The 12,812-nt window shown below is 74.3% G+C and carries 11 protein-coding genes and 1 pseudogene; 3 read left to right on the forward strand and 9 right to left on the reverse strand.

What is annotated here, in order from left to right; all coding sequences use genetic code 11:
* Together ACFF45_RS18835 and ACFF45_RS18840 are read right to left on the reverse strand one after the other, a co-directional pair.
* Positions 1-534 (reverse strand): annotated as a pseudogene (locus tag ACFF45_RS18835) (hypothetical protein); the annotation flags it as partial.
* Positions 535-728: 194 nt separating this feature from the next.
* Positions 729-3,749 carry an alpha-mannosidase gene (locus ACFF45_RS18840; protein ID WP_381347431.1) on the reverse strand — a complete coding sequence of 1,007 codons (3,021 nt, stop codon included), beginning with the start codon at positions 3,747-3,749 and terminating at the stop codon, positions 729-731.
* 90 nt (positions 3,750-3,839) lie between these two features.
* Here ACFF45_RS18840 and ACFF45_RS18845 point away from each other — a divergent pair, with 90 nt between their 5' ends.
* A complete protein-coding gene (locus ACFF45_RS18845; protein WP_381347560.1) occupies positions 3,840-3,986 on the forward strand; it encodes a hypothetical protein in 147 nt (48 codons plus the stop codon).
* Between the two features lie 123 nt (positions 3,987-4,109).
* On the opposite strand, the gene ACFF45_RS18850 is transcribed toward ACFF45_RS18845, so the two are convergent.
* Positions 4,110-4,592, reverse strand: coding sequence for a GNAT family N-acetyltransferase (locus ACFF45_RS18850; RefSeq protein ID WP_381347433.1), 483 nt, complete (start codon positions 4,590-4,592; stop codon positions 4,110-4,112).
* A gap of 53 nt (positions 4,593-4,645) precedes the next feature.
* On the reverse strand, positions 4,646-4,819 hold the full coding sequence (locus ACFF45_RS18855; protein ID WP_107082809.1) for a hypothetical protein: 174 nt from the start codon (positions 4,817-4,819) through the stop codon (positions 4,646-4,648).
* A 475-nt stretch (positions 4,820-5,294) separates the two neighbouring features.
* On the opposite strand from ACFF45_RS18855, the gene ACFF45_RS18860 reads away from it, so the two are divergent.
* On the forward strand, positions 5,295-5,855 hold the full coding sequence (locus ACFF45_RS18860; protein WP_381347435.1) for an HD domain-containing protein: 561 nt from the start codon (positions 5,295-5,297) through the stop codon (positions 5,853-5,855).
* Positions 5,856-6,004: 149 nt separating this feature from the next.
* Entirely contained in the window at positions 6,005-6,178 is a 174-nt protein-coding gene (locus ACFF45_RS18865) for a lytic transglycosylase domain-containing protein (protein ID WP_381347436.1), read from the forward strand.
* A gap of 4 nt (positions 6,179-6,182) precedes the next feature.
* Here the strand turns inward: ACFF45_RS18865 and ACFF45_RS18870 are convergent, their stop codons facing one another.
* The 5 genes from ACFF45_RS18870 to ACFF45_RS18890 all read right to left on the reverse strand — a co-directional run bounded on the left by ACFF45_RS18870 (position 6,183) and on the right by ACFF45_RS18890 (position 12,757).
* Positions 6,183-7,676 carry an SDR family NAD(P)-dependent oxidoreductase gene (locus tag ACFF45_RS18870; RefSeq protein WP_381347438.1) on the reverse strand — a complete coding sequence of 498 codons (1,494 nt, stop codon included), beginning with the start codon at positions 7,674-7,676 and terminating at the stop codon, positions 6,183-6,185.
* Between the two features lie 108 nt (positions 7,677-7,784).
* Positions 7,785-9,125, reverse strand: a complete 1,341-nt coding sequence (locus tag ACFF45_RS18875; protein ID WP_381347440.1) for a wax ester/triacylglycerol synthase family O-acyltransferase — start codon at positions 9,123-9,125, stop codon at positions 7,785-7,787.
* Between the two features lie 353 nt (positions 9,126-9,478).
* Positions 9,479-10,699, reverse strand: a complete 1,221-nt coding sequence (glgC, locus tag ACFF45_RS18880; RefSeq protein WP_381347442.1) for a glucose-1-phosphate adenylyltransferase — start codon at positions 10,697-10,699, stop codon at positions 9,479-9,481.
* A gap of 45 nt (positions 10,700-10,744) precedes the next feature.
* Positions 10,745-11,896 carry a glycogen synthase gene (glgA, locus tag ACFF45_RS18885; protein WP_381347444.1) on the reverse strand — a complete coding sequence of 384 codons (1,152 nt, stop codon included), beginning with the start codon at positions 11,894-11,896 and terminating at the stop codon, positions 10,745-10,747.
* A gap of 84 nt (positions 11,897-11,980) precedes the next feature.
* Positions 11,981-12,757, reverse strand: a complete 777-nt coding sequence (locus tag ACFF45_RS18890; RefSeq protein WP_381347446.1) for a (2Fe-2S)-binding protein — start codon at positions 12,755-12,757, stop codon at positions 11,981-11,983.
* Positions 12,758-12,812 lie beyond the last annotated feature (55 nt).

Genomic DNA, 12,812 nt, shown 5'->3' on the forward strand with positions numbered 1-12,812 from the left:
GCCGCAGGCGACGGCGACCTCGGCGGCCGTGACGGGCCGGCCGGTGGGCCGGCGGGCCTCCAGGGCGGCGCGTTCGACGGCCGGGCCGACGGCGGCGTCCGGCAGGCGGCCGATCCACGGGGTGTCCGCGGGGTTGACGCAGGTGACGCGGATGCCGGCCTCGACGACCGCGCCGATCGCCCTGGGCGTCACGCCCTTCTCGGGTTCGGGTCCGAGCCGGCGGAGCCGGCCGTCGCCGACCAGGTCGCGGCTGAGGGTGCCCCGGTCGGCGCACAGCTCCCCGACCGAGCGCCCGGCCACCTGCCCGCGCAGCGCCTCGGCCGCGACGGCCTCGACCTCGTTGCCCCGGCCGGTGGTGAACGCGAAGCCGTGTCCCTCCGGCCCGTCGGCGGCGTCGGTGCGCAGCACGACGTAGGCCGCCGAGCGGTCGGGGTCCGGGTTCATCGCGTCGAAGCCGTCGGGTTCGCGGGAGGTGGGGAAGCGGACGTCGTAGGGGTCGACGGCGGTGACGCGGGGGCCGGGGGACGGGGACACGGCGTGCCTTTCGGTCGGTGGCGGTTGCGCTGCGGCGGGCCGTGCCCGGGCGCGGCCGGTGGCCACCCGGGCGATCACGGGTCCGGCCCGGTTCGCTCCGCGTGGCCGGCCCGGATTCCGCGGGACGGCACCCGGCGCGGGGGAATGCGCGTACTGCCACGCCCCGCGCGGGGTCGCCCCGCCCGCGCCCGTGACTAGCCGCGCCTCAGCCGGAGGGTCGTCAGTTCGAAGGGCCGGAGGCTCAGCGTGACGCGGGCGCCGTCCACGGCGGGTGCGGGGGCCTGCGGGAGCGGGCGCTCCAGCAGGTCGGTGACCGTGACGCCGGTGACCTCGAAGCCCGCGGTGAGCGTGGCCCGCGCCCGGCCGCCGTGGGCCTCGTGGCAGCGGACCACCACGTCGCCGCTGCCGTCGTCGGCCAGCTTGACGGCGGTGACCACCACGGCCTCCTGGTCGACAGCGACCAGCGGGGCGACGTCCCGGGCCCCGGTGGTCCGGCGCTCCGGCAGGTTGATCCGCCAGCCCTCGCGCACCGCCTCGCCGATCCCGGCGCCCGGGACGAGGGCGTGCCGGAAGCGGTGGACGCCCTGGTCGGTCTCGGGGTCCGGGAAGCGCGGGGCGCGCAGCAGGGAGACCCGGACGGTGGTGGTCGTACCGCCGTCGCCGTCGGTGCGGACCGTCCGGGTCACGTCGTGGCCGTACGTCGAGTCGTTGACGACGGCGACGCCCCAGCCGGGTTCCTCCAGGTGGACGAAGCGGTGGTTGCAGGCCTCGAACCTGGCCGCCTCCCAGGAGGTGTTGGTGTGGGTGGGCCGGTGGACGTGCCCGAACTGGGTCTCCGACGCGTACCGTTCGGCGCGCACGTCGAGCGGGAAGGCGAGCTTGAGGAACTTCTCCGTCTCGTGCCAGTCGACCTCCGTGTCCAGCACCAGCCGTCGCTCCCCCGGCGGCAGCGTCAGCACCTGGGTGACGTGGGACGTGCCGAAGGACCGCACGATCCGCACCGACTCGCCGTCCTCGACCGCGGTGATGCCGTCGACGCCGGTCAGGTCGGTGACGGTGTTGCGGTAGAACTCGTCCACGTCCCAGGCGTCCCACATGTTCGGGAAGTCGCAGTGCAGCTGGAGCAGGTTGGCCGCCCGGCCCGGCGCGACGGTCTCCCGGCCGGCCTCGGCGTCGTACGCGGAGACCACCAGGCCCCGGCCGTCGACCTCGATCCGCAGCAGGCCGTTGTCCAGGACGTACCCGCCCTTCTCGCGCGGGCGCACCGACGTGGCGCCCTCGGCGACCGGAGCGCCGGCACCGCCCGCCGGGACGCCCCGCCTGCCGTGCGGCGCGGAGTTGAACAGCAGTTCCCGGTCCCCGCGGCCCGCCAGCGCGCGCTGGGCCGCGCCGACGATCCCGTTCAGCTCCCGCGCGAGCCGGTCGTAGGTGGCGCGCGCCTCCCGGTGCACCCAGGCGATGGACGAGCCGGGCAGGATGTCGTGGAACTGGTGCAGCAGCACCGTCTTCCAGATGCGGTCCAGTTCCTCGTGGGGGTAGCGGAATCCGGTGCGCACGGCGGCCGTCGCCGCCCACAGTTCGGCCTCGCGCAGCAGGTGCTCGCTGCGGCGGTTGCCCTGCTTGGTCTGCGCCTGGCTGGTGAGGGTGGCGCGGTGGAGTTCCAGGTAGAGCTCGCCGACCCAGACGGGCGGGTTCCGGTACTCGGCCCGGGCCTTGGCGAAGAAGTCCGCCGGCGTCTCCCAGGTGACGGTCGCCGAGCCCTCCAGGTCGCGCAGCCGGGCGGCCTTGGCGACCATCTCGCGGGTGGTGCCGCCGCCTCCGTCGCCCCAGCCGGTGGGCGCGAGGGAGTGGCGGGCGACGCCCTTGTCCCTGAAGTTGCGGGCCGCGTGGGCGATCTCGCTGCCCTTCATGGAGCAGTTGTAGGTGTCGACGGGCGGGAAGTGGGTGAAGATCCGGGTGCCGTCGATGCCCTCCCAGTCGAAGGTGTGATGCGGGAACGGGTTCGTCCGCGACCAGGAGATCTTCTGCGTCAGCAGGTACCGGGATCCCGCCGCCTTGATGATCTGCGGCAGCCCGGCGGCGAAGCCGAAGGTGTCCGGCAGCCAGGCCTCGTCGTTCTCGATGCCGAACTCGTCGAGGAAGAACCGCTTGCCGTGCACGAACTGCCGGGCCATCGCCTCCGAGCCCGGCATGTTGGTGTCCGACTCCACCCACATCCCGCCGGCCGGCACGAACCGCCCGCCCGCCACCGCCTTCTTCACCCGCGCCCACACCTCGGGCCGGTGCTCCTTCACCCAGGCCCACTGCTGGGCCTGCGACATGGCGAAGACGAAGTCCGGCTCGTCGTCCAGCAGGGCGGTCATGCCGGCGGTGGTGCGGGCGACCTTGCGCACGGTCTCCCGCAGCGGCCACAGCCACGCCGAGTCGATGTGCGCGTGGCCGACGGCGCTGATGCGGTGGGCGGACGGCGCGGCGGGGGCGGCGAGCACGCCGGTGAGGCGGGAGCGGGCCGCGGCCGCCGTGCCGCCCACGTCCTGGAGGTCGAGTGCGTCCAGCGCCCGGTCCACGGCGCGCAGGATCTCGTGGCGGCGCGCCGAGTCGGCCGGCAGCTCGGCCATCAGCTCGCCGAGCACCTCCAGGTCGAGCGTGAGCTCCCACACCGTCTCGTCGAGGACGGCGAGGTCCATCCGGGTGAGCGTGTACTGCGGGGCGCTGCCCGCCGTCTCCCGGTCGCCGAGCGGTGTGGGCCGGAAGGGCGGGTGGCCGAGGACGACCGGGTTGGACGCCGCCTCGATGTGCAGCCGCACCTCCTCGCCGCCCTCGGCCGGCGCACCGACGCGGACCCACTGGTTGCGCGGGTTGAGGCCCTTCACCGGGGTGCCGTCGGGGCGGTAGACGAGTCCCTCGCACTGGAAGCCGGGCATGCCCTCGTCGAAGCCGAGGTCGAGCAGCGCCTCCACGGTCCGGCCCGCCCACGCCAAGGGCACGGTTCCGGTCACCCGGAACCAACTGGTGCCCCAGGGCGCGCCCCATCGGGTGCCGACCTCGATCGGCCGGGGCTCGGCCGCGAGTCCCTCGGCGACCGGGACGGGTTCGCCCGGGGCGTGCCACACCGCCACGTCGAGCGGTACGGACTCGGGGTACACGGCGGGACGGATGCGTTCGTCCAGGACACGCCGGAGGCGGCCTTCGACGAGGCTGCGGTCGTCATGCATGCGGATGCTCCGTAACTCGGTGCGGGCCGACGAGGAGTAGAGCTTTCCTGCCGGGCGCGCTGCGAACCGCGCCGGGCGGCGGCCGACCGGTTGTCCCCTCGTGCCTGCCCCCTCGCCACCGCCGATCTCTTCCTCGTCGCCACGCCGTCCGCGCTGCTCGCGCTGGTCGCCGTGGTGTTCCTGAAGGAGACGCCGCTGAAGACGACCAGCGGCGTGGAACGCCTCGCGGAGGAGTAGGCGGCCCCCGTCGGCTGAACCGGACGGGATCTGCCCGGCCGGCGCGCCGGACAGCCCCCGCTCGGCGTTCCCGGCGGGACGGGAAGGTGCCGGGCGGATCCGGCACGATCGGCGGGACACCCTCTAGAGCGCCCGGTGCATGATGTGCAGGCCCACCCTGCCGTGCTCGGGGTGGTCGAACGCGTCCGGCACCGTGCCCAGGACGGTGAAGCCGAGGGAGGTCCACAGCTGGACGGCCGGGTTGGTCTCGACGACCGCGTTGAACACCATGGCCCGGTAACCGTGGGCCCTGGCCCGGGTCAGGATGTGCTCGGCGAGGGCCCGGCCGATGCCCCGGCCGGCCTGGTCGGGGTCGACCATGAACCCGGCGTTGGCGATGCGGGCGGCGGGGCCGCCGTAGTTCGGGGTGAGGTAGGCGGAGCCGATGACGGTGCCGTCCGCGTCCTGGGCGACGTAGACGCGCTTGGCCGGGCTCATCCACAGGGCGCGGGCCGCTTCCTCGGTGGTGTCCGGGTCCCAGGTGTAGGTCTCGGCGGCGGCGACGATGCGGTGCCAGATCGGCCAGATGTGCGGCCAGTCGTCGGCCGTCGCTTCCCTGATCAGCATGGGCGCGAGTGTCGCACGCCCATGCGTCGGCGATCGCGAAGGACTTCTGCCGGTCAGTCGACGCTGGGCAGGATGTGCGGCTCGGCGAGGTCGTCCTCGTAGCCCGCCAGCCGGATCGGGGCGGACCGGGCCCACACGTCCAGGCTGCCGATCTCTCCGGGCCGGCGGCCCGCGCGCTCCGTGCGTTCCTTGGGGCGCTGTTCGCGATTCGTCTTCTCCGGTGTCACCGCGCACTCCTTCTGTGTCGGGTCACCCTCGGGGGCGCGCCGGCGGCCCGCGGTCCGCTGCCCGGCGCCCGTTCGGGTCGGACGTGGTGCTGCTGGACGCGGTGGCGTCGGTGACTGGCGTGAGAGCGGGCCGTTGTGCACCGGCTTGTCCCGGGACGGACGGTGGGTGTGGGTGAGGACCCGTTAGCGCTGTCCGTCCGGACCAGATTAACCAAATGAGCGGGGTGCCGCTCGATGGGGCTGAAAACTGTGGGTAACATTCACGCGTCATCCTGTGCTCTGAACAGGGTAATTTCCGGACCGCCCGCCACAGCTTCGGCGCACAGTGACTCACCCGACCGGCCTACCCGGGCGAACACGCCTACGACCGGCGGCGGTCGTGTCGCGGCGCAGTTCACGTCCCGTTGGCCGATGCGCAAGCAGGCCATGATCTGCTGGCGCGCGGCAACGGCTCGTCCGGCGGGAGGACTGACGCATGGAACTGCGCGGTGCCGAAGAGCTGATGGATCTGCTGTACGCCTGCCGCGGCGCCTGGGACACCCCGGACCGCAGCGGCGATCCGGTCGACCTGCACGACCACGCGCTGCAGACGGCCGCGCTGCTGCGCCGAAGTCGCCCCGCCGACAAGGAACTCCAGGTCGCGGGCCTGGTGCACGACATCGGGCATCTGCTGCGGCCCGGCGACGACGCCGGGCACGCGGACCACGCGGCGGACGCGGTGCGGCCGCTGCTCGGCGAACGGGTCGCCCGCCTGGTCCGCCTGCACGTGCCGGCCAAGCGCTGTCCGGGCGCCGTCTCCCCCGGGCGCGGCCTGTCCCCGCGGAGCGCGCTGACCCTGACCCGGCAGGGCGGGGCGATGAGCCCGGCCGAGGCGGCCGCCTTCGCGCGGGACCCGCTCGCCGAGGACGCCGTCCTCCTGCGGCAGGCCGACGAAGCGGGCAGGGTCGTCGGCCTCGACGCCGGGGTGCTGGAGGACTGGCGCACGGTCCTGGAACTGGTCGCGGCCGCGCACTCCCGGCTCGGCGCCGTCGACTGACCACCACCGCGGCGCCGGCCCCGTTCGCCTCCGGGCGGGCGCGCGGCAGGAACCGGTGGGATCATGGAACCGGCACCTGCCGGCCGGCACACCCCGGCAGTCCGGCCGGGACGCCCCGGCAGGCCGCCGCCGCGAAGAAGGTGGCTCGGATGAGCGATGTCACGCCGCCCGCGCGTCCCCGGCGCACCGTGGACCTGGAGGGCCTGTCCCGTACCGTCCTCTACTTCGCCCTGGCGGTGAGCGCGCTGCTGGTCGGCGTGGCCGCGCTGCTCATGGGCATCGCCTGGACGGAGCTCGTCGACAACGCCCGCAGCGAATGGTGAGGGCTCACCACCTGCCGGGCACGTAGTCCTTGAGGAAGACGCCGTAGAGGTCCTCGCCCGCCTCGCCGCGCACGACCGGGTCGCAGACGCGGGCCGCGCCGTCGACCAGGTCGAGCGGGGCGTGGAAGCCCTCCTCGGCGAGGCGCAGCTTGTCGTAGTGGGGGCGTTCGTCGGTGATCCAGCCGGTGTCGACCGAGGTCATCAGGATGCCGTCGGTCTGGAACATCTCCTGCGCGCTGGTGCGCGTGACCATGTTCATCGCGGCCTTGGCGGCGTTGGTGTTCGGATGGCCCGCCCCCTTGTAACCACGGCCGAAGACGCCCTCCATCGCCGAGACGTTCACCACGTACGCGCGGCCGCTGCGCGCCGTCCGCGCGGCCTCGGCCATGACCGGGCGGAGCTTGCTGATCAGGATGAACGGCGCCGTGTAGTTGCACAGCTGGGTCTCCAGCAGCTCCACCGGAGAGATCTGCTCGATGGTCTGCACCCAGGTGTTGGTCTCGACGACGTCGGGGACGAGGCCGCCCGCGTCGATGGCGGTGCCGTCGAGGTGCCGGGCGACGCTGGCGTTGCCCGCGACCAGGGCCAGGTCGGCGACCTGCTGGGCGTCCAGGTCGCTGGTGCCGACGGGCAGCGCGGCCAGGCCGTCGACCGCGCCGGAGTTGAAGGCACCGATGACGTGGTGGGCGGGGAGCTCGCCGGCGGGCAGCGGGGCGCTCTCGCCCTCGACCAGGGCGGCGTAGGCGGAGGGCAGGCGGCGCACGGTCTGCGTCGCGTTGTTGATCAGGATGTCGAGCGGTCCCGCCTCGGCGACCTGGTCGGCGAGGGCGACGGCCTGTGCCGGGTCGCGCAGGTCGATGCCGACGACCTGGAGGCGGTGCATCCAGTCCGCCGAGTCGTCCATGGCCTTGAAACGGCGGATGGCGTCCTTGGGGAAGCGCGTGGTGATCGTCGTGTGCGCGCCGTCGCGCAGCAGCCTGAGCGCGATGTACATGCCGATCTTGGCGCGGCCGCCGGTGAGCAGGGCGCGTTTGCCGGTGAGGTCGGCGCGGGCGTCCCGCCTGGCCCGGTTCAGGCGGGCGCACTCGGGACAGAGCTGGTGGTAGAAGTAGTCGACCTCGACGTAGCGGGTCTTGCAGGTGTAGCAGGAGCGCGGGCGCTGGAGTATGCCCGCGATCGTGCCCTCCTCGGTGCGCGAGGAGGGCAGCAGGCCCTCGGTCTCGTCGTCGATGCGCTGGGCGGAGCCGGTCGCCGTGGCCTCCGTGACCGCCTTGTCGTGCGCGGTCTTGGCGGCCCGGCGCTCCTGGCGGCGGCGCTGCTTGACGGTGCGGTAGATGTGCGAGGTGGCCCGGCGCACCAGGACCGCGTCGGGGTGGTCGACGTCGAGCTTGTCGAGCTCCTCCAGCACGCTCAGGCAGACGGCGAGCCGCTCCGGGTCGATCCCGGGCCCGTGGACCACCTCGTCCGTGATCGTCGAGCCGTCGTCTGTCACTGTCATCGCCGCTGCCGTTCCCTGCGTCCTGGCCGTCGCGGCGCTGGGGGTCGCGCCGGCGTTCGAACGGCAGATTTTACGGAGCGCCGGGCCGCACCGCCAAACCCGTCATGATCAGGGCGCGCAGGCCTTGATCAGCGTCTCCAGCTCGTCCGCCACCGCCCGCGCGAACCGGTCCAGGTCCGGCACGGCCGCCCCGTCGGCGACCAGCCCGTAGTGGACCCGCCCCCGGTAGGTCGAGACGGCGACGGCGAGGGACTGCCCCGCGGCCAGCGGGGCGAAGGGGAACACCTCCGTGAGCGGGTTGCCGCCCAGCCTCAGGCCGAGGCCGGGCAGCGGCACGCTGGTGACCAGGATGTCGAACCATAGCCGCGCGGCCTGGCTGACCAGCGGCCCGCCGAGCCGGTGGCCGAGCGCCGGGACGTGGTCGGCGAGCAGCGCGACGGCGCCCGCGCCCCGGTTGGGGCCCGCGTCCTTGTTGCGGTCCATGGCCGTGCGGACCGCGTCGAGACGGGCGCGCGGGTCGGGGTCGTCGACCGGAAGCCGCATCAGGTAGCCCGACAGCCGGTTCCCCTGCGGGTGGGCGCCGCGCGGGCGGCGCCTGGACACCGGGATCAGGGCGCGCGGTGCGACGCCGTCGCTGCCGTCGCCGCGTTCGTCGAGCCAGCCGCGCAGGGCGCCGGCGACGACGGCGATGAGGACGTCGTTGACGGTGCCGCCGACCGCCTTGCGGATGCGGTGCACGTCGTCGAGGTCGAGGACCACTCCGGCGGTACGGCGGGTGCCGGAGGGCCGGGAGGTCAGCGCCGGCGAGGAGCGCACCCCCAGCGAGGACAGGGCGACGGAGGCCCCGATGTCGAGGGCGCGGCCCGCGTCGGACAGGGCGTCGCGCAGCAGGCCGGGCAGTTCGCGCACCTCCGGCAGCAGCGGGCGGGGCGGCTCCGCCGGGCGGGGCCGGGGCGTGGGCAGGTCCGTGGGGTCCAGGACCGCCGCCGCCAGGGTCAGGGCGCGCAGGCCGTCCGCGAGGGCGTGGTGGAACTTGAACAGCACGGCGAACGACACGCCGTCCGTCCCCGGCAGCACGTGCGCCTCCCAGGGCGGGCGGCCGCGCGCCAGCGGACGCCCCATCAGCCGGCCCGCCGCCGTCTGGAAGTCGGCGGTCGGGGCGTGCAGCCGGACGTGGTCGAGCGGGTCGAAGTGCGGCGCGGGCTCCCGGGCGGCGCCGCCGAAGGCCAGCGGCCGCCGCAGGGCCGGCGGCCGCCACACGTCGCGGATCCGCATCCGCAGCCCGGGCACCGCGGCGGCGCGTGCGGCGAGCAGGTCGGCGGCGTGCTCGCCCGCGGCGGGCGAGCCGGCCGTGAACACGCCGAGCGCCCCCAGGTGCATGGGGTGCCGGTCCGACTCGATGTTCCAGAAGGCCAGGTCGAGGGGGGCGAGCAGGTCGTCAGAAGTCAATGTGTTGCCTCGCGTCGACGACGGGTGGGCCAGCAGTCAATCGCCCACGCGCGATTACGGTCAAGTACGATCAGGATACGCACAGTTAACAGCAGATTAAGTCCGACCGCCTGGGAAAGCGGTGGGACTCACGGGGACTGTGGTGAAGAAGGGGCCACACGTGAGGGTGCCGGGAGCGGGCGGGAGGAGGGCAGGGGAGCGACACGGGGCGGACGAGAAGCGGGCCGGTGACGGCAGGGAGACGTAGGGAGACGTAAGGAGCCCCACCCGAGCGGGCGGCGGGCGCCACACGGGCCCCGCGCGCCAGGGCCGCCCGGTCGCGGGGCCGGGCGGTCGCCGGCCCCGCGACGCCCTCACGACACCCGCTGCCCCTTGCCCAGCGCGATCACGCCGCCCTGGGACACCGTGTACAGCTCGGCGTCCCGCACCGGATTGACGCCGATCGTCGCGCCCGGCGGCACCTCGACGTTCTTGTCGAGCACGGCGCCCCGCACCACCGCGCCCCGCCCGACGTGGACGTTGTCGTGCAGCACCGACCCCTGCACGACCGCCCCCGGGTCGACCACCACGCCCGGCGACAGCACGGACCGGGTGACCTGCCCCCGGATCAGGCAGCCGGCGCTGATGATGGACTCCCCGGCGATGCCGCCGGCGTTGAAGCGGGCCGGTGAGAGCTGGTTGGAGTGGGTGTAGATGGGCCAGCTGCGGTTGTAGAGGTTGAACGCGGGGCGCTCGGCGATCAGGTCCATGTGGGCGTCGTAGTACGCGTCGAGCGTGCCGACGTCCCGCCAGTAGCCCTGGTCCCGGCTGGTCTCGCCGGGCACGTGGTTGTCACCGAAGTCGTACAGGTGGGCCTCGCCGCGGGCGGTGAGCCGGGGCAGGATCGAGCCGCCCATGTCGTGCACCGAGTCCTCGTCCTCGGCGTCCCGCTGGAGCGCCTCGATGAGGGCCTTGGTGGTGAAGACGTAGTTGCCCATCGAGGCGAGGACGCAGTCGGGGTCGTCCGGCAGGCCCGGCGGGTCCGCGGGCTTCTCCAGGAACCGCTCGACGGTGCTGCCGTCCGAACCCGGTGTGATCACCCCGAAGGAGGCCGACTGCGCGCGCGGCACCCGGATGCCGGCCACCGTCACGCCGGCACCGGACTCGATGTGCTGGGCGAGCATCTGGCGCGGATCCATGCGGTAGACGTGGTCGGCGCCGAACACCACGACGTACTCGGGGCGTTCGTCGTAGATCAGGTTCAGGGACTGCAGGATCGCGTCGGCGCTGCCCAGGTACCAGCGCGGGCCGAGCCGCTGCTGGGCCGGGACCGGGGTGACGTAGTTGCCGAGCAGGCTCGACATCCGCCAGGTGGTGGTGATGTGCCGGTCCAGCGAGTGCGACTTGTACTGCGTGAGGACGCAGATGCGCAGGATGTCGGCGTTGACGAGGTTGGACAGCACGAAGTCGACGAGGCGGTAGGTGCCGCCGAAGGTCACCGCGGGTTTCGCCCGGTCCGCGGTCAGCGGCATCAGGCGCTTGCCCTCCCCGCCCGCCAGTACGATTCCCAGCACCGAAGGTCCACCACGCCTCATCCCGCCGCCCCTTGTCACCCGTTGCCGCCTGCTCTGCCGTGTCGACTACCCCGGATCGAGGACGTCCGCGTAAAGACGGGCCGTGCGCCGGGCGACCGTGTCCCAGCCGAACTCCCGCACCGCCCGCTCCCGACCCGCCTCACCCATCCGCCGGGCGCCCTCCGGGTCGGCGAGCACCGCGTCCAGGGCGCGGGTCAGGCCGGCCTCGAAGCCGTCGTCCATGGGCACCAGCAGGCCCGTCCTGCCGTCGGCGACGACCTCCGGGATGCCGCCCACCCGGGAGGCCACGACGGCGGTGCCGCAGGCCATCGCCTCCAGGTTCACGATGCCCAGGGGCTCGTACACCGAGGGGCAGACGAAGACGGCCGCGTGGGTGAGGAGTTGGATCACCTCCGGCCGGGGCAGCATCCGGCGGATCCAGTGCACGCCGTCGCGGACCCGGCTCAGCTCCCGGTACAGGTCGCGGAACTCCCGGTCGATCTCGGGCGTGTCGGGTGCGCCCGCGCACAGCACGACCTGCGCCGCCGGATCGATGCCCCGTACCGCGCGCAGCAGCTGCGGGACGCCCTTCTGCCGGGTGATGCGGCCGACGAACAGCACGTACGGGCGGGCCGGGTCGACGCCCAGGCGGCGCAGGACGTCGGTGGCCGGGTCCGGCCGGTACAGCTCGGTGTCGATGCCGTTGTGCACGACGTGCACCCGGGCCGGGTCCAGCGCCGGGTAGCAGGCGAGGATGTCCTCGCGCATCCCGCCCGAGACGGCGATCACCGCGTCGGCGGCCTCGATCGCGGTGCGCTCGGCCCAGCTCGACAGGGCGTACCCGCCGCCGAGTTGCTCGGCCTTCCAGGGGCGCAGCGGCTCCAGGGAGTGGGCGGTCACCACGTGCGGGACGCCGTACAGGAGCTTGGCGAGGTGGCCGGCGAGGTTGGCGTACCAGGTGTGGGAGTGGACCAGGTCGCGGCCCGCCACGGCGGCGGCGACGGACAGGTCGACGGAGAAGGTGCGCAGGGCGTCGTTGGCGCCGTCGAGGGTGGGCCAGGAGCGGTGGCGGACCACGCCCTCGCCGCGGCCCTCGCCCCAGCAGTGCACGTCGAGGTCGACCAGGGGGCGCAGCTCCCGGGCGAGGAACTCGACATGGACACCGGCGCCGCCGTACACGTCCGGCGGGTACTCCCGGGTCAGCAGTCCCACTCGCACCCGGAACCCCCTGTCTCAAGCGGCTGGTCCCTTCATGGTCACCCAGATGCGTCGCGGGCGGAAGACCGCAAGATGGCCGCTGAGTTAACCCGTGGGCGGCCGGGTGAAACAGCAGTCGCCGCAGACGCCCGCGCCGGGCACGCGGTAGTACAGGCAGCAGCTGCGGCGCCGGAAGGCGGTGCCGGTGAGGGTTCCGGTGCCGCGCAGGCGGGGGTCCGCGAGGAGCTCGGCGGTCAGGGCGCGGGCCCGGGCGGCGGTGTCCGTGCGGCCGCCCGCCCGCGCCCAGCGGTCCAGTTCACGGGCGGCACCCGCCAGCGCGGAGGCGGCGTTGCCCCACAGCAGGCCCCGCGCGAGCCGGTGGCGGTCGCGCAGGGCGGCCGCCAGGGGTTCGAGGTGGCCGCCCAGCACGGTGCCGGCGAGGGTGGCGGCGTCGGCGGGCAGGGGGCGCACCTCGGTGAGCCACAGGTCGTCGGGCGCGCCGGCGCCGGCGTCCCAGCGCAGCAGCCGCGGGTCGAGGTCGGGGATGCGGCCGTACAGCGCGGCGCAGCCGAGGGCCGTCGACCAGAGCCGGGCCGCCAGGCCCAGGTGGGCCACCGAGGCGGCGGTCCGGGGCTCCGGGGCCCGCAGGGCCGCGGCCACCTTCCCGATCCGGAACGCCAGCGGGTCCCCGTCGGCGCCCGGCGCGGTGCCGTCGTACACCTCTGCGAGCGTCGGCGGCGGCTCCGCCGGGGCGACCGGCGCGCCGGCCGCCGTGCGCAGCACGAAGAAGCCGCCGAGCGGCCGCAGGGCGGCGAGGGCGGGGTCGAGGCCCGCGCCGGCCTCCGCGCCCGCGTCCGGGGCGAGATCCGGGTCGAGATCCATGGGGAGCAGTAGTACCAAGTCCCGGGGACGCGGACTCCCCAGGGGTGTCCCGCCC

Origin of the sequence: Streptomyces cinereospinus (genome assembly GCF_042430725.1) — a bacterium.
Lineage (GTDB): Bacteria > Actinomycetota > Actinomycetes > Streptomycetales > Streptomycetaceae > Streptomyces > Streptomyces cinereospinus.

Excerpts from the sequence above, each read along its gene's own strand:
- ACFF45_RS18840 (WP_381347431.1), bottom strand. The coding sequence starts at position 3,749 with ATGCATGACGACCGCAGCCTCGTCGAAGGCCGCCTCCGGCGTGTCCTG.
- ACFF45_RS18850 (WP_381347433.1), bottom strand. The coding sequence starts at position 4,592 with ATGCTGATCAGGGAAGCGACGGCCGACGACTGGCCGCACATCTGGCCG.
- ACFF45_RS18860 (WP_381347435.1), top strand. The coding sequence starts at position 5,295 with ATGGAACTGCGCGGTGCCGAAGAGCTGATGGATCTGCTGTACGCCTGC.
- ACFF45_RS18865 (WP_381347436.1), top strand. The coding sequence starts at position 6,005 with ATGAGCGATGTCACGCCGCCCGCGCGTCCCCGGCGCACCGTGGACCTG.
- ACFF45_RS18870 (WP_381347438.1), bottom strand. The coding sequence starts at position 7,676 with ATGACAGTGACAGACGACGGCTCGACGATCACGGACGAGGTGGTCCAC.
- glgC (WP_381347442.1), bottom strand. The coding sequence starts at position 10,699 with ATGAGGCGTGGTGGACCTTCGGTGCTGGGAATCGTACTGGCGGGCGGG.
- ACFF45_RS18890 (WP_381347446.1), bottom strand. The coding sequence starts at position 12,757 with ATGGATCTCGACCCGGATCTCGCCCCGGACGCGGGCGCGGAGGCCGGC.